At 62.8% G+C, this 26,876-nt stretch carries 21 protein-coding genes; 11 read left to right on the forward strand and 10 right to left on the reverse strand.

Translation table 11 applies throughout. The annotated features are described in order from the left end of the window. The first annotated feature begins 32 nt into the window (after nt 1-32). On the forward strand, nt 33-1,403 hold the full coding sequence (locus tag ACEN42_RS34975) for an NAD(P)/FAD-dependent oxidoreductase (RefSeq protein WP_371883168.1): 1,371 nt from the start codon (nt 33-35) through the stop codon (nt 1,401-1,403). A 9-nt stretch (nt 1,404-1,412) separates the two neighbouring features. Here the strand turns inward: ACEN42_RS34975 and ACEN42_RS34980 are convergent, their stop codons facing one another. Next, nucleotides 1,413-2,171: a glutathione S-transferase family protein gene (locus ACEN42_RS34980; RefSeq protein WP_371883169.1), complete on the reverse strand. Its 759-nt coding sequence runs from the start codon at nt 2,169-2,171 to the stop codon at nt 1,413-1,415. Nucleotides 2,172-2,419: 248 nt separating this feature from the next. On the opposite strand from ACEN42_RS34980, the gene ACEN42_RS34985 reads away from it, so the two are divergent. From ACEN42_RS34985 to ACEN42_RS35000, 4 genes are all read left to right on the forward strand, one after another. Further along, complete coding sequence (locus tag ACEN42_RS34985; protein WP_371883170.1) at nt 2,420-3,817, forward strand: LLM class flavin-dependent oxidoreductase; 1,398 nt, start codon at nt 2,420-2,422, stop codon at nt 3,815-3,817. 221 nt (nt 3,818-4,038) lie between these two features. Further along, nucleotides 4,039-5,214 (forward strand): acyl-CoA dehydrogenase family protein, encoded by a 1,176-nt coding sequence (locus ACEN42_RS34990; protein WP_371883171.1) that lies wholly within the window; start codon nt 4,039-4,041, stop codon nt 5,212-5,214. Nucleotides 5,215-5,461: 247 nt separating this feature from the next. After that, nucleotides 5,462-6,241 carry a taurine ABC transporter ATP-binding protein gene (locus ACEN42_RS34995; protein ID WP_250487616.1) on the forward strand — a complete coding sequence of 260 codons (780 nt, stop codon included), beginning with the start codon at nt 5,462-5,464 and terminating at the stop codon, nt 6,239-6,241. 23 nt (nt 6,242-6,264) lie between these two features. Continuing rightward, nucleotides 6,265-7,113, forward strand: coding sequence for an ABC transporter permease subunit (locus tag ACEN42_RS35000; RefSeq protein WP_371883231.1), 849 nt, complete (start codon nt 6,265-6,267; stop codon nt 7,111-7,113). A 24-nt stretch (nt 7,114-7,137) separates the two neighbouring features. On the opposite strand, the gene ACEN42_RS35005 is transcribed toward ACEN42_RS35000, so the two are convergent. Further along, the gene (locus tag ACEN42_RS35005) at nt 7,138-9,360 is read right to left on the reverse strand and encodes a TonB-dependent receptor (protein ID WP_371883172.1); all 2,223 of its coding nucleotides are present in this window, start codon (nt 9,358-9,360) and stop codon (nt 7,138-7,140) included. Between the two features lie 325 nt (nt 9,361-9,685). On the opposite strand from ACEN42_RS35005, the gene ACEN42_RS35010 reads away from it, so the two are divergent. The 5 genes from ACEN42_RS35010 to ACEN42_RS35030 all read left to right on the forward strand — a co-directional run bounded on the left by ACEN42_RS35010 (nt 9,686) and on the right by ACEN42_RS35030 (nt 16,765). Next, complete coding sequence (locus ACEN42_RS35010) at nt 9,686-10,510, forward strand: undecaprenyl-diphosphate phosphatase (protein WP_371883173.1); 825 nt, start codon at nt 9,686-9,688, stop codon at nt 10,508-10,510. A gap of 138 nt (nt 10,511-10,648) precedes the next feature. After that, nucleotides 10,649-10,777 (forward strand): hypothetical protein, encoded by a 129-nt coding sequence (locus tag ACEN42_RS35015; protein WP_273591698.1) that lies wholly within the window; start codon nt 10,649-10,651, stop codon nt 10,775-10,777. A 179-nt stretch (nt 10,778-10,956) separates the two neighbouring features. Further along, nucleotides 10,957-14,145, forward strand: a complete 3,189-nt coding sequence (locus ACEN42_RS35020; RefSeq protein ID WP_371883174.1) for an efflux RND transporter permease subunit — start codon at nt 10,957-10,959, stop codon at nt 14,143-14,145. Nucleotides 14,146-14,156: 11 nt separating this feature from the next. After that, nucleotides 14,157-15,326: an efflux RND transporter periplasmic adaptor subunit gene (locus ACEN42_RS35025; protein ID WP_371883175.1), complete on the forward strand. Its 1,170-nt coding sequence runs from the start codon at nt 14,157-14,159 to the stop codon at nt 15,324-15,326. Between the two features lie 11 nt (nt 15,327-15,337). Further along, entirely contained in the window at nt 15,338-16,765 is a 1,428-nt protein-coding gene (locus ACEN42_RS35030; protein WP_371883176.1) for an efflux transporter outer membrane subunit, read from the forward strand. A gap of 720 nt (nt 16,766-17,485) precedes the next feature. Here the strand turns inward: ACEN42_RS35030 and ACEN42_RS35035 are convergent. The 4 genes from ACEN42_RS35035 to ACEN42_RS35050 form a co-directional block, all read right to left on the reverse strand. Then, nucleotides 17,486-17,755 carry a DUF4148 domain-containing protein gene (locus ACEN42_RS35035; protein ID WP_250486965.1) on the reverse strand — a complete coding sequence of 90 codons (270 nt, stop codon included), beginning with the start codon at nt 17,753-17,755 and terminating at the stop codon, nt 17,486-17,488. Between the two features lie 93 nt (nt 17,756-17,848). After that, complete coding sequence (locus ACEN42_RS35040; RefSeq protein WP_371883177.1) at nt 17,849-18,124, reverse strand: DUF4148 domain-containing protein; 276 nt, start codon at nt 18,122-18,124, stop codon at nt 17,849-17,851. A 132-nt stretch (nt 18,125-18,256) separates the two neighbouring features. Beyond that, a complete protein-coding gene (locus ACEN42_RS35045) occupies nt 18,257-19,720 on the reverse strand; it encodes a heavy metal sensor histidine kinase (protein ID WP_371883232.1) in 1,464 nt (487 codons plus the stop codon). Then, nucleotides 19,720-20,397 carry a heavy metal response regulator transcription factor gene (locus ACEN42_RS35050; protein ID WP_035500116.1) on the reverse strand — a complete coding sequence of 226 codons (678 nt, stop codon included), beginning with the start codon at nt 20,395-20,397 and terminating at the stop codon, nt 19,720-19,722. Before ACEN42_RS35050 ends, ACEN42_RS35045 begins: the two co-directional genes overlap by 1 nt. A 336-nt stretch (nt 20,398-20,733) precedes the next feature. Here ACEN42_RS35050 and ACEN42_RS35055 point away from each other — a divergent pair, with 336 nt between their 5' ends. Next, on the forward strand, nt 20,734-22,416 hold the full coding sequence (locus ACEN42_RS35055) for an alkaline phosphatase family protein (protein WP_371883178.1): 1,683 nt from the start codon (nt 20,734-20,736) through the stop codon (nt 22,414-22,416). Here the strand turns inward: ACEN42_RS35055 and ACEN42_RS35060 are convergent. The 4 genes from ACEN42_RS35060 to ACEN42_RS35075 all read right to left on the reverse strand — a co-directional run bounded on the left by ACEN42_RS35060 (nt 22,413) and on the right by ACEN42_RS35075 (nt 26,633). After that, the gene (locus ACEN42_RS35060; protein ID WP_371883179.1) at nt 22,413-22,634 is read right to left on the reverse strand and encodes a hypothetical protein; all 222 of its coding nucleotides are present in this window, start codon (nt 22,632-22,634) and stop codon (nt 22,413-22,415) included. The genes ACEN42_RS35055 and ACEN42_RS35060 overlap by 4 nt on opposite strands. Nucleotides 22,635-22,724: 90 nt before the next feature. Further along, nucleotides 22,725-24,299, reverse strand: a complete 1,575-nt coding sequence (locus ACEN42_RS35065) for a hypothetical protein (protein ID WP_371883180.1) — start codon at nt 24,297-24,299, stop codon at nt 22,725-22,727. Between the two features lie 123 nt (nt 24,300-24,422). Then, nucleotides 24,423-26,030, reverse strand: coding sequence for a protease pro-enzyme activation domain-containing protein (locus ACEN42_RS35070; RefSeq protein ID WP_371883181.1), 1,608 nt, complete (start codon nt 26,028-26,030; stop codon nt 24,423-24,425). Nucleotides 26,031-26,267: 237 nt separating this feature from the next. Beyond that, nucleotides 26,268-26,633 (reverse strand): hypothetical protein, encoded by a 366-nt coding sequence (locus tag ACEN42_RS35075; RefSeq protein WP_371883182.1) that lies wholly within the window; start codon nt 26,631-26,633, stop codon nt 26,268-26,270. Between the last annotated feature and the right edge of the window lie 243 nt (nt 26,634-26,876).

The following is a 26,876-nucleotide window of genomic DNA, read 5'->3' on the forward strand; positions in this document are numbered from 1 at the left end:
CTCATCGCGACAGACTGAACTGGAGGATTGCCATGAAGAAACTGGGCGAGCATGCGATCGTGATCGGCGCCGGCGTAGGTGGGCTTCTGGCCGCCCGCGTACTGTCGGATTTCTATACCAGCGTCACCGTGCTCGAGCGCGATGCGTTTCCTGCTGCGGACAGTTCGCGCAAGGGCGTGCCGCAGGGTCGTCATACGCACGGGCTACTTGCCCGCGGCAGTGCGATCTTCGAGGAATTCTTCCCCGGATATAACGATGACGTCGTCACGCAAAGCGGCGGTCTGATCGGCGATGTAGCCAACGATGTGATCTGGATCGGCCGCAACGTCAGGCTTGCCAACGGCGCAAGCGACCTGATCGGTCTGCTTGCGAGCCGTCCGGTGCTCGAAGGCCATCTGCGTCGACGACTTTTGAGGTTACCCAACGTGCATGCCATCGAACATTGCGCAGTGCGGGCGCTTGTCACCGACCCCGCTCGCAAGCGCGTGACGGGCGTGCGCGCATGTGCCGAGGGCAAGCCGGAAGAGATCATCGAGGCGGACCTTGTCGTCGATGCGACCGGTCGTGGCTCATCCAGTCCCGCGTGGCTCGAAGCGCTCGGCTACCCTTCACCTGCCGATGAGAAGGTCGAGATCGGCATCTGCTATATGACCCGTACCTATCGGCGCAGACCGGGCGATCTCGACGGCAAGCACGGTATCGTCGTCGCGGGCAGCGCGCCGAACTGGCGCAACGGCGTCATGCTCGCACAGGAAAACGAAACCTGGATCGTCAGCGCCGGGGGTTATCTTGGCGACGACGCACCGGACAACGACGCGGGCTTTCTCGCGTATCTGGCGACGCTGCCGACCATGGAGATTCATGACGTCGTCGCAAGAGTGGAGCCGCTGACCAATTTCAGGCGCTATCGCCATGTCTCAAGCCTGCGCCGGCGGTACGAAAGGCTCGCGCGTTTCCCCGACAATTACCTGGCTTTCGGCGACGCCATCTGCAGCTTCAACCCTGTCTACGGCCAGGGCATGACGGTCGCGGCAGAGGAAGCGCTGACGCTGCATCAGTGCCTGCGCGCGGGTTCGTCCGGCCTTGCGCGTCGATTCTTCGGGGCGGCTGCAAGGATCGTCGATATTCCGTGGGACATCGCGGTCGGCAACGATCTCCGTCATCCGGACGTCAAGGGCGCGCGTACGCCAGCGATGCGTTTCATCAACTGGTACATCGGCAAGCTTCATCTCGCCGCGACACGGGACAGCACGTTGGCGACCGCGTTTCTAAAGGTCGTCAACCTGATGATGCCGCCGTCGTCGCTGTTCAGCCCCGCGGTCGTCAGACGTGTTTGGCAGGGCAACCGGCGGCCTGCATCCGTTCATGCGCTCGCCTGCAATCGAACCAACGAGGCGCAATAGCGTGGGCGGTTATTGTCTGGAACCTGCGGACTGCGCGGACCAGTCGCTGAAGCTGGGCCCGTCGTAAATGGTTTTACGGCTCGCCCATTCCACTTCAGCGACGGTTGCATACGTCACGCCCGGCTCCCACCAAAGCGCGCCCTCCTGCTGGAAAGACGATCGTCTTTCCATTCGCGCCACCAACGACTCGACCTTGGGCCGAGATGGAGACCGCCACGATAATCGCAGTGGCCGACGTTCGATGAAGTGACACAAGCATGCAAGCAGGATGTCCTGAGCGGAAACCACGCCGGCGACGAAACCGTCGTCGGCGCTGACAAGCTGCGCCTCGAACCAGTCGAGTAGATGCTGATTGCGAATGGCGCATCGCGCGGCATGTCCGTTCTCTTCATGCCGGACTCCGGACCATTGCAGTTGCGACACCGTCGTCGTTGACACGCCGAAGGTTTGCAACGTGGCGAGGACGAGCTTGTCGTGCCAGCCTTCCGTCGCGCGCACGTAATCAGTCGCAAGCGGCGGCGTGCCTTGGGGCACAGGACTCCCCGCATAACTCGACATGAGATAGTCGATGATCACGGCTGAATCCCATAAGGTCATATCGCCATCGACCAATGTAGGAACCTGCAGAGTGGGCGCCACCTTCGCACGCTCTTCGGCGCTGGGCGTCGTGTAGGTTTCCTCACGCTCGAAGTCGAGTCCTTTTTCGACGAGCACGATGCGTACGGCACGCGCGAAGGGCGATCCTGTTGTGAAGAACAGCTTGCGCATGTTTTCCTCCATGACGGATGCTCTCGTCCACGCGTTGGTACGGACTCAATGAGTCTGAACCTTCCGACGACAGCACGCCACAGACAATCGATAAATACTTCGAATGCCTGAAGCTGCCGTGTCACGACGATTTCGCCTTAGCTTCTGACAATTCGTCGTTTAGCGCCGGCGCGGTCGTTGCTGATAATCTTCGCTTCACGAATCACAATGGCGCATCGGCGTCGCCTGAATCTCACGCCCGTCCTTCCATGACCAAGAAGCACATCATTCTGAACGCGTTCAACATGAACTGCGTCGGCCATATCAATCATGGCCTGTGGACCCATCCACGCGATCGTTCGACGGACTATCGGAAGCTTTCGTACTGGACCGATCTCGCGAAGCTGCTCGAACGCGGCCTGTTCGACGGACTGTTCATCGCGGATATCGTCGGCGTCTACGACATCTATCGGCAATCGGTCGATGTCACGCTGAAGGAATCGGTGCAGTTGCCCGTGAACGATCCGATGATGCTCGTCTCCGCGATGGCCGCCGCCACGCAGAATCTCGGTTTCGGCATCACGGTGAATCTCTCGTATGAAGCGCCCTATCTGCTCGCGCGGCGCTTCTCGACGCTCGATCATCTGACCGAAGGGCGCATCGGCTGGAACATCGTGACGGGCTACCTCGACAGCGCCGCGCGCGCAATGGGGGGCACCGAAATGATTCCGCACGACGAGCGCTACGACCGCGCCGACGAATATCTCGACGTGCTCTACAAGCTATGGGAAGGAAGCTGGCAGGATGACGCCGTGCGGCGCGATCGTGAAGGCCGCGTATTCGCCGATCCCGCGAAGGTCCGCAAGGTCCGGCATCGCGGCCGCTATTACGACGTCGAAGGCTATCACCTGTGCGAGCCTTCGCCGCAGCGCACGCCGGTGCTGTTCCAGGCGGGATCGTCGGGGCGCGGTCAGGCGTTCGCCGTGCGTCACGCCGAATGCGTGTTCGTGTCGAGCCAGAGCAAGGAAGGCACGCGCAAGCTGGTCGACGCGTTGCGCGCGCAGGCGGTCGCGGCGGGACGCGCCGCCAGCGATCTGAAGATCGTCATGGGCATCACCGTGGTGGTCGGCCGCACGCAGCGCGAGGCCGAGGAGAAGTACGCCGAATACGCGCGGTATGCGAGCCCCGAGGCAGGATTGGCACACTTCGCGGCGGGCAGCGGCATCGACTATTCCACTTACGCGCCCGATGACGAACTCGCGCCTCCGGGTGGCCACAAGGGACGCGGCATCGAATCGTCGGTGCAGCGCGTGACCGACGGCAAGCGCGGCATCACGGTGCGGCATCTGCTCGACCAGATGCAACTGGGCGGACGCTATACGACCATCGTCGGCGATGCCGCGCAAGTGGCCGACGCGCTGCAATCCTGGGTCGATGAAGCCGGCGTCGACGGCTTTAATCTCGCGCGCACGGTGACGCCGGAAAGCTACGAGGATTTCATCGATCTCGTCATTCCCGAATTGCAGTCGCGCGGCATCTACAAGACTTCGTATGCGCAGGGAACGCTGCGTGAAAAGCTCTTCGGCGATGGCGCGCGGCTCGGGCCGCGTCACACGGCCGCGAGCTTTCGCGATCTGTCTGACGCAACGACGACACACGCGCGATGAGTCATTCGATGCCTCTGCTCCAGAGCCGCTTCGAGGATGAAGCCCTCTCCGGACGAAGCGAACCCGACGCGATAACCAGCGCGCTGGCTCGCAATCGGCGAAACTCATTCATGTGGCTCTCGCGTCTGCAATGGACGCGACGCAGTAAACCGGCCACGAGAAGCCAAATCAACGAATGGTTTTCCGCATCGGCGAAACCGTGACAATCAGGAGATAGCGCAATGAGTCGTACCGACGACGCCGCATGGATCGAGCCGTTGAACGCGGTATTAAAGGAGTGGGCGAAGACGGCCGCCGCGCGCGACAAGTCGGGCGGCACCGCTTTTCATGAACGCAACCTGCTTCGCGAAAGCGGCCTGCTCAGGCTTTCGATTCCGGTGGAGTTCGGCGGCGACGGCGCGCATTGGTCGACGACTCTCGATGTCGTGCGGCGCATGGCGCAGGTCGACAGTTCGCTCGCGCATCTCTTCGCGTTCCATCACCTGCAACTGGCGACGATCCGTCTGTTCGGCAGCGACAAGCAGATTCGCCGCTGGCTCGCAGAGACCGTCGAGCAAGGGTGGTTCTGGGGCAATGCGCTCAATCCGCTCGACAAGAGCACGCGCGCCCTGCCCGATAACGGCGGCGGCTATGTCTTCGACGGCCGCAAGAGCTTCTGTTCCGGCGCGCGCGATTCGGACCAGTTGCTCGCTTCCGCTTTCGACGGCGACGGGCGTCTGCTCATCGGCGTGACGCCGACGAATCGCGCGGGCATCACCGTGCTCGACGACTGGGACAACATGGGGCAGCGTCAGACCGACAGCGGCACGGTGGTGTTCGAGCGCGTGCCCATCGCCACGGACGAACTGCTGCTTCAGCCCGGACCGCTCTCCAGCCCGTTCGCCACGCTACGGCCGCTGCTCGCGCAGTCGATTTTGAGCCACATCTATCTGGGCATCGGCGAAGGGGCGTTGCAGGCCGCGCGCGACGCGACGCTCGCGCAGACGCGGCCGTGGATCGCTTCGGCCGCCGAGCGTCCCGCCGACGATCCCTACGTGCTCGCGCATTACGGCGACTTCTGGGTCGCGCTTGAAGGCGCGCGCCTGCTCGTCGAGCGTGCAATGCAGGCATTCGACCGCGCCTGGTCGCGCGGACTCGACCTGACCGAACATGAGCGTGGCGAAGTGGCGGTCGCCGTGGCGGCATCGAAAGTCGCGGCGGCGCGCGCGGGGCTGGAGGTCGCGCATCGCATGTTCGAAGTGACGGGCGCGCGCTCGACCACGGCGGCATTGCGCCTCGACCGCTTCTGGCGCAACGTGCGTGTGCATACGCTGCACGATCCGATCGACTACAAGGTGCGCGAACTGGGCGACTGGGCGCTCAACGAAAAGATTCCGAAACCTTCGTTCTATTCGTGAGCGTCGCGCGCCATGCGGTCGTCGCATGGCGCGGTTCGCGTCGTCGGCAAGTGATGACCGCTCGCATCGAACGGTTCGAAGTACGGCCGGCCGTATATGCGAATCACGCGCCGCGTGATTTGCTACGCACGATTGATTCGTAGCGGCGGCATGCAAAGTGCCTATAGTCGAAGGCTTCTCTACATCACTTCGCCCGCGCCATGAAACCTGCTATCCATCGCCGCACGCTGATCGTTGGCGGGGCGAAATGACGTCGCTTTCCATCCGCAATCTCGGCGTCACCTACGAAGGCGCGAGCACGCCCGCGTTGAAGGGCGTCGATTTGCAGATCGGCAGCGGCGAGTTCGTGGTGGCGCTCGGTGCATCGGGCTGCGGCAAGACCACGCTGCTCAACTGCCTCGCCGGCTTTCTGGAGCCGACCGAAGGCGACGCATCGCTCAACGGCGAGCCGATCGCCGGGCCCGGTGCCGAGCGCGGCGTCGTGTTCCAGAAACATGCGCTGATGCCGTGGCTCAATGTCATCGACAACGTCGCGCTCGGCCTGCGCTTTCGCGGCGTGAAGCGCGACGAGCGCCGCGAGATCGCGCGTCGCACGCTCGCGCTCGTCGGCCTCGCGCAGCATGAGCAGGCGAAGGTCTACGCGCTTTCGGGCGGCATGCAGCAACGCGTCGGGATTGCGCGGGCGCTCGCGAGCGATCCCGAAGTGCTGTTGATGGACGAGCCGATGGGCGCGCTCGACGCCCTCACGCGCGAGAACGTGCAGGAACTCGTGCTCGACGTGTGGGCGCGCACCGGCAAGACGGTGTTCTTCATCACGCACAGCGTGGAGGAAGCGCTCTTCCTGGCGACGCGCCTCGTGCTGATGACGCCCGGCCCCGGACGCATCGAGGAAGTACACGAGCTGCCCTTTTCGCGCGACTACATCCGTAACCGCGATGCCCGCGCGGTGAAGTCGTCGCCCGCGTTCATCGAGTGGCGCGAGCGGCTGACGCGCCGCCTGCATCGCACCGATACGGAGGTGGCGTGACTCATCCCGCACACGAAGTCCCGCTGCCGCGCTCCGCCACGACGCCGCAGACTCCACGACGCGCCGCCCGCACGAAACGACGCGCGCGCTATCGCGGCATGCCGGGCGCGGGCCCGACCGCGCTGCCCAGCGCGCTGTGCGTCGCGACGCTCGCGTTGCTGTGGTGGGCCGCCACGCATTTTCATTGGCTGCCGCCGCTCTTTCTGCCCTCGCCCGAGGCCGTCTGGCAGGCATTCGTCGATGCACTGCATGGGCGGCTCCAGGGCGGCCTGCCGCTCTCCGAACATCTTTTGTGGAGCGCGATCCGCGTGTTCGGCGCATTCGCGCTGGCGGTCGTAACCGCGGTGCCGATCGGCATTCTGATGGGCGTGAGCCGCATCGCGCGCGGCGTGCTCGATCCGCCGCTGGAGTTCTATCGGCCGCTGCCGCCGCTCGCGTATCTGCCGCTCGTCGTTATCTACTTCGGGATCGACGAGACCGCGAAGATCGTCGTGATCTGGCTCGCGTGCTTCGCGCCGATCGCGATGGCCGCGCGCGCCGGCGTGAAGAGCGCGACCGCCGAGCAGGTGAACGCGGCATGGTCGCTCGGCGCGAACTTCCGGCAGGTCGTGTGGCACGTCGTGCTGCCCGCCGCGTTGCCCGAGATACTCACGGGCCTGCGCATCGCCGTGGGCTTCGGGTGGACCACGCTCGTCGCCGCCGAGATGGTCGCGGCCACCGCTGGCCTCGGGCAGATGGTGCTCAACGCATCGAGCTTTCTGCGCACCGACGTGGTGGTGATGGGCATCGTGCTGATCGGCGCGATCGCGTGGATCTTCGACTTCGGTATGCGCGCGCTGGAACGGCGGCTCGTGCCGTGGAAGGGGCGTTGAGCCGCGCGCAAGTCGAAGGTGACGTTACTGATAGAAGTTGAGCGTCAGCATCGCGGAGCGTCCCGGCGCCCAGGTCGCATAGATCGGGTACGCGCTCGAAAAGTACTTGCGGTCGAAGATGTTGTTCACGTTCAACTGCAAGTCCACGCTCTTCGCGACGTGATAAGTCGCCACCGCATCGAAGCGCGCATAGCCGGGCGTCCACTTGAGCACCGTCGGCGAAACCGACGCGTAGGACTTGCTCGCGATCGTCGCGCCCGCGCCGACCTTCAGCTTCGGCAGCACGTCATAGAACGACCAGAGCGTGAAGTTGTGCTTGGGCACCATCACCATCGGCAGACCGGACGATGCCGCGCTGGCCGCGCCCGCGTCGACCGTGATCGCATCCAGATACGAGTAGCCGCCGAAGACGCTCCACTTGCCCGTGATATTGCCCGCGGTTCCGACTTCGACGCCGCGCACGCGCTGATGGCCCGCGTTGATCGTTCCGCCGAGGCCGTCGCTTACGCGCGCGTTGGTCTTGTCGGTCTGGAACAGCGCGAGGTTCATCGACAGCCGATCCAGCACGTCCCACTTCGCGCCCACTTCGATGTTGCGGCTGCGTTCCGGCGACAGATCCTGATTCGTGGCCGTGAGCTGATCCGTGCCGCCGCCGAGACCCGCGTTCGCACCCGGCGGATTCGCGGACGTGCCGTACGACGTGTACAGGCTCACTGTCGGCATCAGCTTGTACACGAGGCCGAGCTGATAGCTGAAGAGATTCGAGTTGTTGGAGAGGTCTTTCGCGCCTGCCTGAGTCGAGGTGACGTCGAAGCGGTCGAAACGCGCGCCCGCGTTGAAGATCCATCGGTCCGTGATCTTCACGCTATCGAAGAGATACGCGGATGCGGTATTGGTCTGCGTATGCGTCGCCGCGCCAGGAAAGGCCTTGTCGCCGTTGAGCAGAACGCTGCCGAGCCACGGATTGTCCGGATTCCACGCGTTGACCGGCGTGCAGTTGTATGCCACCGAACACGGACCGCCCGTACGGATATTGTTTCCGGCGCTATCCGAGACGAGATAGCCTTCATAGAGACTGTGTTCGTGACTGAACTCGACGCCACCCGTCATCGTATGTTGCATGCCGAGGAGTGTCGCCTTCCCGGTCAGCTCGGTCTGGTTCGTGATGCTGTTGGTCGCGTATTTGCCGCTCTTCGCCTGCAGGCTGAGAATGTTCGACGTCGGGCTCGTCAACTGAGGATTCGTCGCGATGTAATCGAGCGTGGACCGGCCGAACATCGTCGTGTTTCTGAGCTTCAGATTTTCGTTGAAGCGATGCTCGATGCGCACCTCGCCCGTGTCCGTCTGCCCATAGCGATAGTCGCGGTTATTGAGGCCGTAGAACTGGCCGCGATCGCTGTTGATCGGCGTGCCGCCCGTCGAGCGGAACGGCACGCTGAAATCCGGCATGTCATAGCTATTCAGATGGTAGTAGCTGAGCGTGACCGTCGTCGGACTGTTCAGGCCGAATGCGACGGACGGCGCGATGCCCCAGCGCTTGCTATAGACGTTATTGCGGCCTGCCTGATTGGCATCGAAGCCCATCGCGTTGAAGCGGAACGCGTTGTCGCCGGCGAACTTCTGGTTCACATCGAGCGTCAGGCGCTTGTACGCATCGGTACCGATGCCCGCGCTGCCGTTGATGAAGTTCTCGTTCTTCGGCATCTTGGTTTCGATGTCGATAGAGCCGCCCACCGCGCCGCGCCCCGCATACACCGAGTCCGGACCTTTGATCACCGTGATGCTCTCGATGTCGAACGTCTCGCGGTTCTGCACGCCCGAGTCGCGAATGCCATCGACGAAAATCGAATTGCGCGATTCGAAACCGCGGATCACCGGCCGGTCCGCCGACGGATTCGCTGCCGCATCGCCCCCGAGGAACGTGATGCCAGGCACGGTCTTGAGCGCATCGGCGAAGGTCGTCGCGTTGGTTTCCTTGATGAGTTCTTCGGGAATGACCGTGATCGAGCGCGGCGTGTCCAGCAGCGGCGCGGTGAATTTGTACGAAGGCAGTTCCTTCGTCTGCAGGTCGGATTGCACCGTGCTCGCGTTCACCTGAACCGCGGGCAAGGATTGGGGCGAAGCGTCGTTCGAGACTGGCGCCGACACGGACTGCGCGACGGCCTGGGACGGAGCGAGAAAACTTGCGCAATAAAGAGCACCGACGGACGCGAGCAGACGCGTCCGCGTCTTTAACAGAGCGGGCATGGTGACAATGTGAAGAAGGATGAAGCCCCACGTTGCATGGAGCGGACGGGCGCGAGACGGATCGCGTTAGACTCAGTTAATGAGAATCATCCTCAATAACTGACGGGACGGATTGTAATGTTTATTTACAAAGGTGTAAACGTCTTCGGACGTGCATTTGCCGAAATGCCCCGCCACATAAGGCGAAACAGTAGAAATGAAAGATTACGCTAAGTAAACAGAGGTCGCTAAGCAACGTCTAAGTAAACCCCGGCAGAGTGCCGCCTGACTCGACGCGTGAGCCCGAGCGAACTCACACCAATCAAAAAACCAGACCGGAACGCACATGGATATGTTGTTACTCGTCAAAGCCGCGATCATGGGAATCGTCGAAGGGTTGACGGAGTTTCTGCCGATCTCGTCAACCGGGCATCTGATCCTGGCCGGGTCGCTGCTCGACTTCACCAGCGAGAAGGCCAAGGTATTCGACATCGCGATCCAGACGGGCGCCATCTTCGCCGTGATCCTGTTCTACTGGCGTCGTCTCGTGGACACCGCCGCCGCACTCGGCGATTCATCGCGCGCCCGGCGGTTCGTGCTGAACGTGCTGATCGCGTTTTTGCCCGCGGTGGTGATCGGTCTTCTCGTGGGCAAGGCGGTCAAGGCGCATCTCTTCACTCCGACGGTCGTGGCCACGTCGTTCATCGCGGGCGCGCTGGTGATCCTGTGGGCCGAACGCCGTCCCAAGAGCACGGTGCGCGTTTTCACCGTCGACGACATGTCGCCGCTCGATGCGCTCAAGGTCGGCCTCCTGCAATGTCTCGCGCTTGTTCCAGGCGTCAGCCGTTCGGGATCGACCATCATCGGCGGAATGCTGGTCGGACTGAGCCGCAACGCGGCGACCGAGTTCAGCTTCTTTCTCGCGATACCCACACTCATCGGCGCGGGCGCGTACAGCCTCTTCAAGGAACGTCATCTGCTCTCGGCGACCGACGCGCCTTTGTTCGCCGTCGGATTGATCTTCTCGTTCCTGAGCGCATGGGTGTGCGTGCGCTGGCTGCTGCGCTACGTGGCGACGCATGACTTCGTGCCGTTCGCGTGGTATCGGATCGCGTTCGGCGTCGCGGTGCTGGTGACGGCGCACTTCGGCTGGGTCAACTGGGCCGATTGACGGGCCTTGAACAGTATGCTCGTACTAAGACCCTGCTAAGGATTCGGTAGCAATTTGATTGAAGGCGCGACGTCGATTTTATAAAAAGCACGCTTCGCGAGCGCCTCAATCAATCGAATCACTCTCGAGGATATTTTCATGCTGACACTGATCATTGGCTCCGTCTACGCCGTCTCGCTGGGCGCATTGCTAACCCTGTCGATGGGCCGATTTTTCGAGCGGATTGAGCTTAGCGAGACCGCGCGACGACACGGACGCTTCGCCTGAAGACGTTCCGGTACACGCTCGGCTCCAGGCAAACGGCGTCGCCACACGCCGACGCAGATTACAAGCTTGTCATTTAACGGACAGTATCAGGTAAGGCGGCCGCCCGCACACTCCATCCCGTTGTGCAATCACAAGACCCGGCGCCTTCTGGCGTCGGGTAACAACCGTGGATACTGCTCGTGTGGATCGTTCGCCTGGCCCTTCGGCGGCCCTATACCTTCATCGTTCTGGCGCTGCTGCTGTTCATCATCGGCCCGCTGACGATTCTGCGCACGCCGACCGATATCTTCCCCAACATCAATATCCCGGTGGTCAGCATCGTCTGGTCCTATAACGGCTTTTCAGCCGAGGACATGGCCCGGCGCATCACGACCAACTATGAGCGCGCGCTGACGTCGGATATCGAGAATATCGAGCACGTGGAGTCGCAATCGCTCAATGGCGTGTCGATCATCAAGATCTTCTTTCACCCCGGCGCGGATATCAATCGTGCAGTGGCGCAGGCGACATCCAGCTCGGCGTCGATCCTGCGGGTGCTGCCGCCCGGCACGCTGCCGCCCAATATCATCACGTATAACGCGTCCACCGTGCCCATCCTGCAACTGGGTCTGACCAGTGCGACGCTGCCCGAACAATCGCTGTACGACCTCGGCAACAGCTTCGTGCGCACGCAGCTCGCCACCGTGCAGGGCGCGGCCGTGCCGCTGCCCTATGGCGGCAAGATCCGCCAGATCATGATCGATATCGATCCGCGCAAGCTGCAGGCGCGCAATCTGTCGCCGAGCGATATCGTCAATGCGGTGAACGTGCAGAACCTGATCCTGCCGGGCGGTACCGCGAAGATCGGCACGCGCGAATACAACGTTCAAATGAACGGCAGCACCGAGAACGTCGCCGCGCTCAACGACTTGCCCATCGAGGCGGTCAACGGCAGCGTGGTCTATCTGCGCGACGTGGCGCAGGTGCGCGACGGCTATGCGCCGCAGACCAACATCGTGCGCAGCGACGGCAAGCGCGCCGCGCTGCTGACGGTCGAGAAGACCGGCAGCACGTCCACGCTGACCATCATCCAGCAGATCAAGTCGATGCTACCCACGATCTCGGCGGGCTTGCCCAAGGCGCTGCATATCGTGCCGCTCGCGGATCAGTCGGTGTTCGTCAAGTCCGCGATTCTCGGCGTGGTGCGCGAGGCGCTCATCGCCGCGTGCCTGACCGCGATGATGATCCTGCTGTTTCTCGGGAGCTGGCGCGCGACGCTCATCATCGCGGTGACGATTCCGCTGTCGGTCATCACGTCGCTGCTGGCGCTGTCCGCGCTCGGCGAGACCATCAACATCATGACGCTGGGCGGACTCGCGCTCGCCGTCGGCATTCTGGTGGACGATGCGACCGTCGCGATCGAAAACATCACGCATCATCTGGAGAACGGCGCGCCGCTCGCGGATGCCATTCTCAACGGCTCAGGCGAGATCGCCGTGCCCACTTTCGTTTCGACGCTTTCCATCTGCATCGTGTTCGCGCCGATGTTCATGCTGTCGGGCGTGGCGCGCTATCTCTTCGTGCCGATGGCCGAAGCGGTCGTGTTCGCGATGTGCGCGTCGTACTTCTTCTCGCGCACGCTGATCCCGACGCTCGCCATGTACTTGCTCAAGGCACGCTCGAAGCAGGCGCCGGCCGGCCGGCTTGCGTTTCTCTCGCGCGGGCAAGCGGCCTTCGAACATCGCTTCGAGCGCCTGCGCCTGCGATACAAGGCCGCGCTCACGAACAACACGGGCCGGCCGCGCACGGTCATCCTGATCTTCGCGCTCTTCTGCGCGGCCTCGATGGCGTTGATTCCATTCGCGGGGCGCGACTTCTTCCCCAGTGTCGATACCGGCGAGATTCGCCTGCATATGCGCGCGCCGACGGGCACGCGCATCGAAGAGACCGCGCGGCTCGCCGATCAGGTGGAAGCGAAAATCCGCACCGTGATACCGAAGTCCGAAGAGGCGTCGCTGCTCGATAACATCGGCCTGCCGGTGAGCGGCATCAACCTCACGTATTCGTCGTCGGCGCCTATCGGTTCGGAAGATGCCGACATCATGATCGCCCTCAAGCCCAGTCATGCGCCGACCGCATCCTATGTCGCGAAACTGCGCGGCGTGCTGGCCGCTTCGTTCCCCGGCACGACGTTCTCGTTCCTGCCCGCCGACATCACGAGCCAGATTCTCAACTTCGGCCAGCCCGCGCCGATCGACATACAGATCGTCGGCAGGAATCTGGTCGCCAATCGCGCCGTGGCCAACGATCTGCTCGCCCGGATGCGCGGCGTGCACGGCCTCGTCGATGCCCACATCCAGCAACCCGACGATGCCCCGGCGATCAATATCCGCGTCGATCGCACCAAGGCCATGCTGGCCGGCCTCACGCAGAAGCAGATCGCGCAGGACATGCTGATCTCGCTCTCGGGCAGCTCGCAGACCACGCCGAATTTCTGGCTCGATCCGAAGAACGGCGTGAGTTATCCGCTCATGGCGCAGGTGCCTCAGTACGATATCCATTCGTTGCAGACGCTCGCCAATCTGCCGCTCGACCAGCACGCGGCATCGAGCGCGCCGCAGAGCATTCTGGCGTCGCTCGGCAGCATGCAGCGCGGCTCGCAGCAGGCGGTGGTGTCGCATTACAACGTGCAGCCCGTCCTCGATATCTACGCGTCGGTGCAGGGTCGCGATCTGGGCGGCGTCGCCGCGGACGTGTCGCGCCTGATCGCGCAGAGCCGCGCGCATCTGCCGGGCGGCTCGACCATCGTCATGCGCGGGCAGGTCCAGTCGATGACGCAGTCGTTCAGCGGCCTCGGCTTCGGACTCGTCTTCGCGATCGCGCTCGTGTATCTGCTGATGGTCGTGAACTTTCAGTCTTGGCTCGATCCGCTCATCATCATCGGCGGATTGCCTGCTTCGCTTGCGGGCATCGCGTGGATGCTCTTCGCAACGGGCACCACGCTGAGCGTGCCGGCGCTCACCGGGACGATCCTCTGTATCGGCATCGCGACGGCGAACAGCATTCTCGTGATCAACGCCGCGCGCGAACTCTTGAGCAATGGCATGGCACCGGTTCAGGCCGCGATCGAAGCGGGCTTCTCACGCTTTCGCCCGGTGCTGATGACCGCGCTCGCGATGCTGATCGGCATGCTGCCGATGGCGCTCGGACTGGGCGATGGCGGCGAACAGAACGCGCCGCTCGGACGCGCGGTGATCGGCGGCCTGATGCTCGGCACGGTGTCCACGCTCCTTTTCGTGCCCGTGGTGTTCGGCGTCGTGCATGCATGGCTCGCGCGCCGGCAGGCTGCGAGGGGCGCATCGAGTGCAGATCTTTCTATCGACGCCTAATAGCGACCATCATGAACCGGCAAGACGAACACACGACCAAGCGGCGCTTTCTCCCAGCGCTAATTCTTCTCGGGATCGCAGCCGCGCTGCTCGGCGCCGGCATCATTCCGCGCCTGCACGCACAGAGCGCGCTCGCCGCGCAGGCCGATGTCCAGAGCGTGATGAACGTATCGGTTATCGCGCCGCGTCAGGCCCCGGCCACGCAGGAGCTGTTGTTGCCGGGCGCCGTGTCGGCGTACTCGGACGCGTCGGTCTATGCGCGCACCAGCGGTTATGTACAGCACTGGTATGCCGACATCGGCGCGCACGTGAAGCAAGGGCAGTTGCTCGCGGTGATCCAGACACCCGAAGTCGATGCGCAATTGCAGCAAGCACGCGCCGACGAAGCCACCGCGCGAGCGAACTATGTCTATGCGCGAGACACGGCCGCACGCTGGCAGGACATGCTGAAGACGCAGTCGGTGTCGCAACAGGATGCCGATACGAAATCCGGCGACATGCTTGCGAAGCAGGCCATGTTGTCATCCGCGCAAGCCAACGTGCGCCGCCTCACGGAACTCGTGTCCTACGAGAAAGTGCTCGCGCCGTTCGATGGCGTGGTGAGCGCGCGACGTGTCGATGTGGGCGCGCTCGTCACGGCGGGCGGCACGCCCGGCCTCGGCGGCACCACGGGTGAACTCTTCCATGTGGTGCAGAGCGATACCTTGCGCGTATTCATCGATGTCCCGCAAGGCGATGCGCCTTACGTGACCTCGACGACCCAGGCTTATCTCACCGCGCAGCAATATCCCGGACGACGCTTCCCCGCGACGGTCGCGCGCAATGCCGGCGCAATGGACCCGGTGACCCGCACCTTGCGCGTCGAGCTGGATGTGGCGAACGCCGATGGCGCGCTGTTGCCGGGCGCTTACGCGCAGGCGCATCTGGAGCTCATCAGTCAGACGCCGAAACTGGATCTCCCCGTCAGCGCCCTGCTCTTCCGGCCGAACGGCGTGACGGTGGCGACCGTGGATGCATCGAACAGGATCAGTCTCAAGACCGTGACGCTCGGCCGAGATTTCGGCACGCATGTCGAGATCATGACCGGCGTGCAGTCGTCCGATAAAGTGATCGACAACCCCGGCGACGCGATCACGAGCGGCGAAGCGGTGAAGATCGCAAAGTCCGCGAGCGCATCGTGAAGGAGGACAGAATGAAACGTGTCCCTTTCGCGCTGCGCCGTTGCGCCGCTGCCCTCGTCTGCGTGACGCTCGCCGCTTGCTCGACCGTGCCGCCGTATCAGACACCGGAGGTCGCCGTTCCGGCGCATTTCGCGGGCTCACCGCTTTGGTCGGTTGCCGCGCCCGCCGATTCGACACCGCGCGGCCCTTGGTGGAAAGCATTCAAGGACCCGCAACTCGACGATCTCGAAGCGCGTGTGAACGTCTCGAATCAGTCGCTGAAGAAAGCCGTCTCTTCGTTGCAGGAAGCGCGCGCCATGGTCGACTATCAGCGCGCGGGTTTCTTCCCGACAGTGACAGCCGGCGTGGCGCAGAGCCGCTACCGCACATCGCAGAATCTGCTCGGCAAATCGCTGGCGGGACAGACCATCTCCGACTATTCGACGGGCGTATCGGCATCGTGGGAACCGGATCTTTTCGGCCGCATCCACGATGCGACGCTCAACGCGCAAGCCAGCGCCGAGGCGAGCGCCGCCGATGTCGAGGCGCTGCGTCTGGCGCTTTCGAGTCAGCTCGCCGTGAACTACTTCAATCTGCGCTCGCTCGATACCCAGAAGCAGCTTCTCGACGATTCCGTCAGCGCTTATGACGCCGCCCTGCAACTGCTGAAGCGGCAACTTGCCAGCGGTGCGATCGACGCATCGGCGGTGGCGCAGGCGCAGGCGCAACTGGAAAGCACGCGCACGCAGTCGACCGAGGCCGCTTCGCAACGCGCGATGCTCGAACATGCGATTGCGACGCTCATCGGCGAACCGGCTTCGACCTTCTCGATACCCGCGCGCAAGCAGACCTTCCTGTTGCCGGACATTCCGCAGGCGCTGCCTTCGCAATTGCTCGAACGCAGGCCGGACATCGCCGCAGCGGAACGCCGCGTCTTCGCGGCGAATGCGCAAATCGGCGAGGCACGCGCAGCCTTCTTCCCCGATCTGATCCTGAGCGCGAGCGCGGGTCTGGAGTCGAGCTTCTTCGCGCCCTGGCTCACCGCGCCGAGTCTCTTCTGGTCACTCGGTCCGCAGCTTGCGGGCACCTTGTTCGATGGCGGGCGTCGGAAGGCATCGCTTGCGAGCGCGCATGCGCGCTATGACGGCTATGTCGCGGATTACCGGCAAACCGTGCTCACTTCGTTCCAGCAAGTCGAGGACAACCTCACCGCCCTGAACGCACTTGCGGACGAAGCACGCAGTCAGCGCTTGGCATCGGACGCGGCGGCGCTCTCGCTGAAGCTCGTGACGAATCGTTTCGATGCCGGCGCGGTGAGTTATCTGGATGTCGTGACCGCGCAGACCATTGCGCTCACCAACGAACGCACCGCGGAGCAGATCGATGCGCGCCGGGCCGTCGCCTCCGTGGGCCTCCTGGTCGCGCTGGGCGGCGACTGGCGGGTACGCGCAGATCAGTGATATCGGGCTTGGCAATGTGGCCTGATGAGGGCGTTTTCGCTGGATCCCGTATTCGTGTCGGTCTATTTGTGTTGCCCCTGTGCGGGGCGGCAGTCACTTTCTTTGCTGCTGCAAAGAAAGTAACCAAAGAAACAGCTATCCCCAGCCTAAGCACTTCATGCCGGCCGCGGCACAGGCAATTGGCTGAATGGCCCGGCAGTAGCGAGTGCCCCCACAAGCAGACAAGGGCTTGGACCGCGCACGGTCTGACGAGCCATAACCTTGAGCGCGCTGGTTCAGCACCAAATAGCTCCGGCCCGCTTTGCGGCCGATGGGTCAATCGGGTCTGCGCGAACTTCTTCGATGGTTTCCCTCGCAGACCCGACGGCAGCGCGTAGCGCTGTGCCGAAGCTCTTTGGTGCTGAACCAGCGCGCTAAAACATTTGGGGTGGCAGACCGTGCGCGAGCCAAGCCCGGTTGGTCCTTCGAGGGCGACACTTAGGCGAGGGCCACTGCGGGCTGGCAAGCATGGCCAAACTGCGTGTGACCGCGGGCGGTGAGAAGCTGCTTTCTTTGGTTACTTTCTTTGCAGCAGCAAAGAAAGTGACCCCCGCCCCGGGGAGGGGCAGTGCCAATAGACCACTGCGAATACGGGATCCAGCGAAAAGCCAGAAGCGTGTCACGCGCTCTCTCCAAGAAATTCTGCATTTCTTAGAAAAAGCACATAACACGCGCCAGCGTTCAGTTCGACGTCTGACCGTCCGCTGCTCCGCCGTAACCCGTTGCCGCAGCATGCGCTTGCTCTCGCGCCTGAAAGGCGGCCTTGTTCCGTGCGATGGCGCCCGCGTTCGGCGGATAGTCGACGCCGTTCGCAGGCAACAGACCCTGCGCTTCGGCTTGAACCAGTTGTTGCTTGACTTCGGCGCGCGTGATTCCGCTGGTCTGCGCGGACGCCTGCCCCGCCACACCGATAGCCAATGAAGCGAGAAGAAGCAAAACAGTCTTTTTCATGATCTTAATCCTTAAGGAGTGCGTGAATATAAGCCTATGACTCGACTAATGTGATTCGATTGAGTGAGTTTCTCGGCGATGCCGCTTCACAAGTTATTGCGCGCCTGCACTACCCACTTGATGCGCGCCGCCCTGATCGCCGCCGTACGCGGCGTTGTGGCCTTGCATCGCTGCGACTTTCGACTCGGCGGACATGAGCGCATTGGGATAATCCGCGTCATGCGTGCTCGGCCGATATCCGACCGCTTCCAGTTGCGCGAGATCGGCGCGCACTTCGGCGCGTGTCACCTGCCCGCCCGTGGTTTGCGCGAAAGCGCTGAACGGCAGCAGCGTTGTTACTGCCAGCACGACACATGCGATAGCTTTCATGGTGTTCCCTCTCCGAAATAGAAGACGAGGGTCTTGCCCGAGTGCAATTTACCCTCGCGACACCGGCTTCAATGAATGCCGGCGTTGAAGTTATTCTGGATTCGGAGCACTGCCGAAAGTCTGACGCTGACGTTACAAGTTTGAAATCTGAGCGCGTGAAACGCTGCCGCCTTCGGTCAGATCGGACGCTTCCACAACCGGGAAGGTCAGTATGAACCGCGTGCTGCGCGTATCGCTTTCGGCGTGCGCACGGCCGCCATGCAGATCCATGATCGTGCGAACGATTGCAAGTCCGAGTCCGGCCGATCCCGCGGTCGTCCCCGATGCACCGCGCGACGGATCCGCCCGGTAGAAGCGATCGAAGATCCGTTCGAGCAAGGAAGGATCAATAGGCGCGCCTTCGTTCTCGACGCATACGCGGACCCGGTCTTCCGCGCTGTGGATCGACAGCGTGATCATGCCTTGCGCCGGCGTGAATCGCATCGCGTTGGCAAGCAGGTTGCTGACCGCGCGCCTGAAGAGTTCCACATCGACCCGCAACATCGCGGACCCGCACGCGACGATGTGAACACCGGCATCGTCCGCCAATCCTTCGAAGTAGTCGGCGATATGCTGCAATTCCTTGCCGCCGTCGATGATGCGCATGTTCTTCGAAAACTGCGGATGCTCGGCGCGCGCGAGAAACAGCACGTTCTCGATCATCCGCGAAAGCCGCTCGCATTCTTCGAGGCCGGACTCGAGTGTCGCCTGATACTCCTCGACCGGGCGTGGCCGCGCAAGCGCCACCTCCATCGCGCCGCGCATGTTGGAAAGCGGCGTGCGCATGTCGTGCGCGAGATCGGCGGTGAACTGCGAGAGTCGTTGAAAGCTGCTCTCCAGTCGGGCGAGCATCCCGTTCAGCGACACGACGAGCGGTTCGAGTTCAATGGGGACGCGCGACGCTTCGATTCGGGTATCGAGCTTGTCCGAGGTGATGCTGGCTGCGTTGACCGCCATTTCACGCACCGGCTGCATCGCGCGGCGCACGAGAAAATAGCCGATGCAGAATGCCAGCAGAACGCCGAGCACGCCCGCCAGTTGCAGCTTGTCGCGGTATCGATCCAGCAGCAGCCAGCGATCGTGCATGTCGCGCATGACGACGATGGTCGCGATCGTTCCGTTCTGCAGCGCGGCATCGACGGCGAGCGCGCGGATCGGCGCGCCGGTGGCGATGGCGAGCGGCGCGATGGCACGCTCCGTGATCTGGGCGTTGGCAGGCACCGCGGCGGTGGGCATCTCACGCGTGCCAATCGCCGGATCGACGTTGTGCTGCACGAGCGTCGTTCCGGCCGCGTCCGAGATTCGCAGCGATAGTGCTTCGTTGCCGAGCACTTGGCTTTCGAGTCGTTCACGATGCCGCAGAATATCGCCGTAGTCGGTCAGCTCGTCGGCGAGGCGGCGTGTATGCCGGGCCGCGAGCACGATATCGAGATCGTCCTGAACCTTGACCTGTTGCTCCAGCGCAAGATAGACGAAAGTGCCGACAAGCCCGAATACCGCCAGTGTGGTCGCCGCGAACGCCAGAGCAAGCGTGGTGGTCAGCGAGCGCGGCCTGATCACGCGGAGTCTTCCAGCGCGATGACGTAACCCACACCGCGAACGGTCTGAATCAGTTTGGTGGCGAATTCGTCGTCGATCTTCGCGCGGAGTCTTCGTATGGCGACTTCCACCACGTTGGTGTCGCTGTCGAAGTTCATGTCCCAGACGTATGACGCAATCTGCGTTCGGCTCAGTACTTCGCCGTGCCGCCTCGCAAGCAGTTGAAGCAGCGCAAATTCGCGCGGCGTGAGATCGATGCGCTTGCCCGCGCGCTTGACGCGCCGCCGCGTGATGTCGATTTCCAGATCGCCGAGAACGATGAGGTCGCTCTCCCGAGGCGGACCGCGACGCGCAAGTGAGCGCACCCGGGCGAGCAGTTCGACAAAGGCGAACGGCTTGACCAGATAGTCGTCGGCGCCCAGCTCCAGACCACGCACGCGGTCGGCCACGTCATCGCGCGCGGTCAGAAAGAGAACGGGCGTCGACTTCGACTCGCGCAGGTTCTTGACGATGGACCAGCCGTCCATCGACGGCAGCATGACATCGAGAACGATCACATCGTAGTTCTCTTCTTTCGCGAGAATGAGGCCCTCGGCGCCGTCGCCGACGACGTCGACAAAGTAACCCGCTTCTTCGAGGCCCTTTTTTATGTAGGCGCCCGCCTTCTGCTCGTCTTCGACAATGAGTACCCGCATTCTGGCAGTCCCGTTTGCTCCAGTTCGTCTGCAAGCAATTCTACGCGCGCCTTACGCAGGCTGAATTACAAATCTGTTATCTGGGGATGATTCAGTCAGACGATATTCCTCCGAATCTCGATGGAGAACAAAAGCCGGGCAACCGCCGCGCGGCCATTTCTTACCCCCGCGAAGCACAACACTCCTTATGAAATCCTTAACAACGACCGCATCTGAAGAAAAATAAAGTACGCAGAAGACAGTCAATCGAAAGCCCTTGTTCATGGACGCGCCGCAATTGCACCGCAAATTGATAGGCCTCTGCGAAAGCTTCATCAATTGACAACAAGGTGAGACATGAAGAAGACGAACAGACGCACCCTCGCGCACAGCCCTCTCGTCGTCGCGATTCTCGCGGCGGCTACATTCAACGCGTCGCATGCAAGGGCAGACGACCGCGATCATCGCCGTCCGGATCATGATGACCGCGCCGTCGCGAAGCATGTGATTCTCATCAGCTTCGACGGTCTGCACGAACAGGACGTCGCGCGCTGCGTGGCATCCAATGCGTGTCCCAACATTGCGCTGCTCGCCAGGGACGGCGTCACTTACACCAACGCTCACACGCCCGGGCTGTCCGATTCCTTTCCCGGTCTCGCCGCACTCGTGACCGGCGGTTCGCCCAAGACGACCGGACTCTTTTACGACGTGTCGTACGACCGTACCCTGTACGCCCCGTCCGACACCAACTGCAGCGGCGCGCAAGGCTGGAACGTGGTATTCGACGAAACCACCGGCATCGATGCCCAGAATGGCGGCGCACTCGTGCATCTCGACGGCGGCAATGCATTCAATCCGCAAGCGATTCCCCATGCGAAAGTCGATGGCGTCTGCAAGCCCGTTTATCCGCACGATTATGTGAAGACCAACACCGTCTTCGAAGTTATCAAGGCGCGCGTGCCGCAGGCGCGCACGGCGTGGGCCGACAAACATGCGTGGGGTTACGACTGGCTGAACGGACCGTCGGGCACGGGCGTCGACGACCTGATGCGCACCGAGATCAACGCGATCGATCCGAAGACGAACACGAACTACACCGACATCTACACGCATACCGAAGTCTTCGACGATCTCCACGTGCAGGCGCTCATCAACCAGATCGACGGCAAGAGTTCGGCAGGCGACCCCGCGCCCGGCGTTCCGACCATCTTCGGCGCGAACTTCCAGACGCTGAGCGTCGCGCAGAAGGCCACGGTGGCAACGAACGGCGGCTATCTCGACGCGAGCTTCACGCCGGGTCCGCAGGTGAGCGCAGCCATCGCTTATGTCGATGCATCGCTCGGGCGCATCGTGTCGGAACTGAAGCAGCGCGGGCTGTACCGGTCCACGGCGATCATCGTGACGGCCAAGCACGGCCAGTCGCCGACCGATCACAGCAAGCTCGTGAAGAATGGCGATACGGTCGCGGCGCTGCTTCAGGCGAACAACTATCTCGATCCGAAGGGCAACTACGGCCAGAATGCGACGAAGACCGGCAACCTGAACGATGGCAGCGGCCTCGTCGACACCGGCTTCGTGCAAAGCGACGATGTCAGTCTCATCTGGCTGCGCGATCAGCATCAACTGGCGCAAGCCGTCAAGTCGCTCAAGGACAATCTGAGCTGTAACGCGCCGGGCATCTGCGCGGACGGGCCCCATGCCTATCTGCTCTACGGTCCGCGCATCGCGGCCGCATTCGGCGATCCGCGCGAGGGGCGCACGCCGGACATCATCGTGCAGCCGAATCCGGGTGTGATCTATACGTCGAGCGGATCGAAGGATGAAGAGCACGGCGGCAACGCACCCGACGACGGTCACCTCGGCCTGATCGTGTACGCGCCGGGCGTGAAGCACGCGGGGCGCACGGTCGATGACCGCGTGCTGACGACGCAGGTCGCGCCGACCATGCTGAGACTTCTCGGCGTCGATGCAAAGCGTCTGCATTCGGTCGAGATCGAAGGGACGCAGGCGTTGCCCGGTTTCGAAGGCGACCGCTTCTAGTTGAGCGAAAGAAGTTCGTCACGCCGATCAGCCGGCAGCGTGATCAAACGAGCGTTCTCATTCAATTCGATCAGCTTTTGCGGGATGTCGAGCTGACCGGTTGTCACCGCATTGGCGGAAGAATTGGATCGATCCGGCGTGCGTGGGAGCAGACGCGGGTTCGTCGCGCTGGAGTCGGATATCGGCGGTACCTCAGCGACGGCTGATGCATCAAGCATGGGAAAAGCGCGCGCACATGACGTGCGCGCGCATCGATAAGACAAAGCTAGCAGCAGCCTTTGAAATCTGCGCCGCGACGCCCCGCCCGGCTATATGGCCGCAGGCGTCGCCAGGCTATCCGGCCGTGGCGGTTTCGTGACGCGCGATACGGACGTGCGATACCAATGCGGGATCGTCGAGCCGAACAGCGCACCAATCGCGGCGCTCAGCAATATCGGCACCAACAGGCTGGGCGGCTTGTCGTTCGCGTGAAGCAGCGCCTGATCCACACGGAGCCAGTACACGACGAATGCGCCCACCGTCCCCATCAGAACACCGAGGCCAGCGCCTTCGGCCCACCGGAGCAAGGGTGGCGGAACATCGTTGCGAAAGTTGTCGCATTCGAACGCCAGTGCGAGCGCGAGCACCGTCGACAGAACCAGCCACTTGCATTGCGCGGAGAACGGCAGAACCGGGCCGCTCGCATCGAAAAAGTGGATGCGATACAGATAGAACGCATACGACGCCGTCAATCCCACCAATAGCGCGGCCAGTGTCGAGAGAAAATAGGCGAGCCACGGCCGTTCATTCGATTGCTCGATATCCGCGAACTTCCACGCCTGCTTCGGCACGAGAGCGGCGATGGCCGCGATCACGTGATTGAAGGCGACGAGCACGCCGATCGAAAACGCCTTCTCGATGGGCATGGTGTTGGCGGAAAGCACCGTCGAAACGATGAAGAGCGCGATCACGCCCAGCAGATCGAGACACAGCAGGTTTGCTGGTATGAGGATGCGCTTCGCCGGCGGGATGGCGAAACCCATCGCCCGGAATTTATTGGCGACCGCGAGATCGTTGTTGCAACTGTAGAGGAGCGCCCTTGCGAGCATCAGTTTGACATCGGCGGCGCTCGCGAGAATTACCTTGCGGATATTCTCGGTCGCATCCGCGGGGGGCTGGAGCTTCTGCGCCGACAACTGGTCGATCGTCGCGAAGTAGCCCAGACTGTGCGCGAAGAAGTTCGCCATCTTCGCTTCGAACTCCGTATCTATTTCCGGGAACGCACTGACGAAGCGGGGTTGAATCTCCAGGTCGCGGTAGGCGACATAGAGCACCACGACTTCGGTGAATGCATGGGGAATCCTGGCGCCTTCCGGGTCAATGACCAATTTCAGCGCAAGGTCGTCCTGCAGGTCGGGCCGGCATCTGACGTACTGTCTCGCCCTTTCGAGCGCGCTCTCGGTCATCACGAAAGAAACCGAGCCGAGCCGCTGCACCCAGCGGATCGCATTGACAGGAATGGCGCCCATGCCGTGAAAGAACGAGAGCATGCCAGCGTCGAAATCCCGAAGAAACGGGAAGCTCGGAAGCAGGGTCGTCAGCATGAGCGCGCCGATAGCCGGCGCATCGAATCCTGAAACCTGCTTGCCGACGCTTCCCTCAGCGCCCATGTGCAGCCAGTTGATGGCGTCCGGATTGTCCTTCACCAGCCACGTGATGATCAGCAGCATTGCTTCGCAGCAGATGACATAGGCCACGCCGCTGCCGTAGAACTGGAAACGGCTCGTCTCGGAGCGCAGCGTCCTGGGCGTATTGAAGCGGCTCCAGGCATAGAACAGCACGAGGAGCATGGCGACCAGGTAGCTGATATCGGTGTCCAGCGCGTCGAGGATTGATTGAATCATGACTTGCTCCCAACCAGAATGGATTGCTCTGCGAAGCCGGCCACGGCGGGCGCCCGCGCGGGCACATCGTCATCGAGCGGCACCCGAAGGCGCCGCCCGCGCCTGACGCTTCGCGCTTACCGGTTACATCAGCGCGTCGAGCAGTTTCGCGCCGTCGGGAACGCCCAGACCGGTGCAGGCGTCCCAGCCCTTCCCGGCCGCATACGCCCCGTTATTGCCCTGCGTGATATCGCGCGTGATGCCGGCGGTCCGATACAGCAACGGATTGAGGAAGCCGACCGGATGCCCGAGCTTGTGATTGAGCAGCGCGACGAGACCGGCCATCAGCGGCGCGACGGCGCTCGTGCCGCCGATCACGGCATCCTGCCCGTGAACGCGCACGAGATAGCCGGTAGCCGGATCGGCGTCCGCGGCGATGTCGGGAACGCCGCGTCCCTTGCGGCCGCCGGGATTCGCGGACACAGGAATCTTTGCGCCGGCCTGATAGCCCGGAACGTCGAAGAAATCGCTGATGCCGCCGCCTGTTGCGCTGCGCACCGGATCTTCGTTCCACACGGTCTCGCTCGTGATCGCACTTGCCGACGCCACGAGCTTCGTTCCGCCACATGCGAGCGCGAACGGGCTCGAAGCCGGGAAGTCCGCGTGCGACAAGCCGTCGGGCGTAAGGCCGATGCTCGCGAGCGCGTCGGGATTCTCGTCGCTCGAACCGGCGTCGCCGGACGCGGCGCAGATCGTCACACCGAGCGCCGCCGCATCCTGGAAGACCTGATCGAGCTGCGTCTTGATCTGCGCCGACCAGTCCTTTTCCGGACCGCCCCAGCTCACCGAAATGACGGACGGCTTGTGCACCGTGTCATGAATCGCGTGCGTGAAGGCGTCGATGAAACCCTGCGAAGTATTCGGCGCAAAGTACACGACGATCTGCGCTTTCGGCGCAATGGCGGCCGCGACTTCGATATCGAGCATCACCTCTGCGTCCGCGTCGTCCGAGCGCATATGCGCGTGATCGACGAGCACCGTGTTGACGTGCGGCGCGGGCAATCCGAGTTCCTTGAAATAGGCGCGGATATCGGCCGCGCGGATCGCTCCGCCGAACTCGACGATGCCGATGCACTGGCCCGTGCCGTCCGTGTCGCCGGGATAGTTGTATAGCTTCGCCAGTTGCGGCGGCGTGAACGAGGCGCCGCCGGCGTGTGGCGCGGCTCCATCTTCCGCACGCACGGCATGCGCCGAGCGCTTGAAATGTGCGATGGCCTGCGGACGGTCGTCGAGACCGAAGACGCCCTCGACGATGTCCCCGATCTCCGGCGATACGAACACCGGGCCGACGCGCCCGCGATAGCTGCCGCCGTCGAAGCGGTACTGCTGCAGCTTCACGGCGAACGCCGACTCCAATGCCGCAACCGTGCCCGATACGATGACGCAGCGGCGCGCGGCGCTCGTCAGCACGACCTGAAGGCCGTGCGACTGCGCGAACGCCTCGACCTTCGCGATATCCTCGGGCGCTGCGCCATGCGCCGACGCGAGCTGTTCGCGGCTCAGATAACTACGCTCGCCAGGCGGACGAAGAGACTGCGCCTCGGAGGCAGACGCGTGCAGTTGCGCGCGCGGACGCACGCGCAATGTCACTTCCAGTCGCTCGTCGCTTGCGGCGGGACCGACGACGTGCGCCGTAGGCAGCGCCGCGCGCTCGCTGCCGCGAACCGGAATGGATGAAGGCTGGGACGGCATGATCGACTCCATGTGGCGACGCCTTCCGCCGAGTGGAAGTGTCGCGCAAGATGAGAGACTGTCTCGGCTGATTGAAGCTCAGACGCGGTGCGAATCGGGGCGCGGCGCTCGGTTGCTTCTGCGCTTTGTGTTGCGCCCTCTGTACGTCAGGTCTCCTCGCGCAAAAGCCCTTCTCTCACACATTACTTCGCTATCCGAACTACTTGATGAACGAAGAGACAGGCCGCGCGGCGAAACTTACGGATTGGTGACGAGAATATCCGTCGATACCCGAAGCGGCGAATTCCATCCGATATTGATGCGGAACTCGGTACGGCCCGGCTTCACCACGATGTTTTGCACGGTGTAGATGGCAGAACCCATGAAGCGGTTGCCGCCGTTATCGCATTCGCTGACGGACACGAACACGTGTGATCCTGCCTGGATCGGGCCTGCGTTGAACCCGAAGGAGACCTCGCCGTGCAGCGAGGGCCACGCATCGTAGCGATACGCCACGCCAGTCATGGTGCCGGACAGACGAGTCTGAACGACGCCGTGATGGTCGGCGCTCACTTCATGAGTGACCGTTTGTTCCGGGGACGGATCGTGCGCTTTCATTTCCATGCTTCGCTCCTTCATTGCTGGTGGATTGCGCGTGCCGATATCGAGCTCAGTCGACGAGCACGCTCGATATCGCACATCCTCGTTCAAGGCGACACTGCTTGCGTGCCACGCCGAATCTCGTGCGATTGCATGAGCCTACAATCCGCGGGATATCGAACCTATCGGCTAGACGGTGTACGTCGAAGGTCGCAGGGAATCTTGATCGACAGGGATCGAATAACCACGTCCCAACCGTAAACCGCG

The sequence above is a fragment of the Caballeronia sp. S22 genome, from assembly GCF_964261745.1.
GTDB classification, from domain to species: domain Bacteria; phylum Pseudomonadota; class Gammaproteobacteria; order Burkholderiales; family Burkholderiaceae; genus Caballeronia; species Caballeronia jiangsuensis.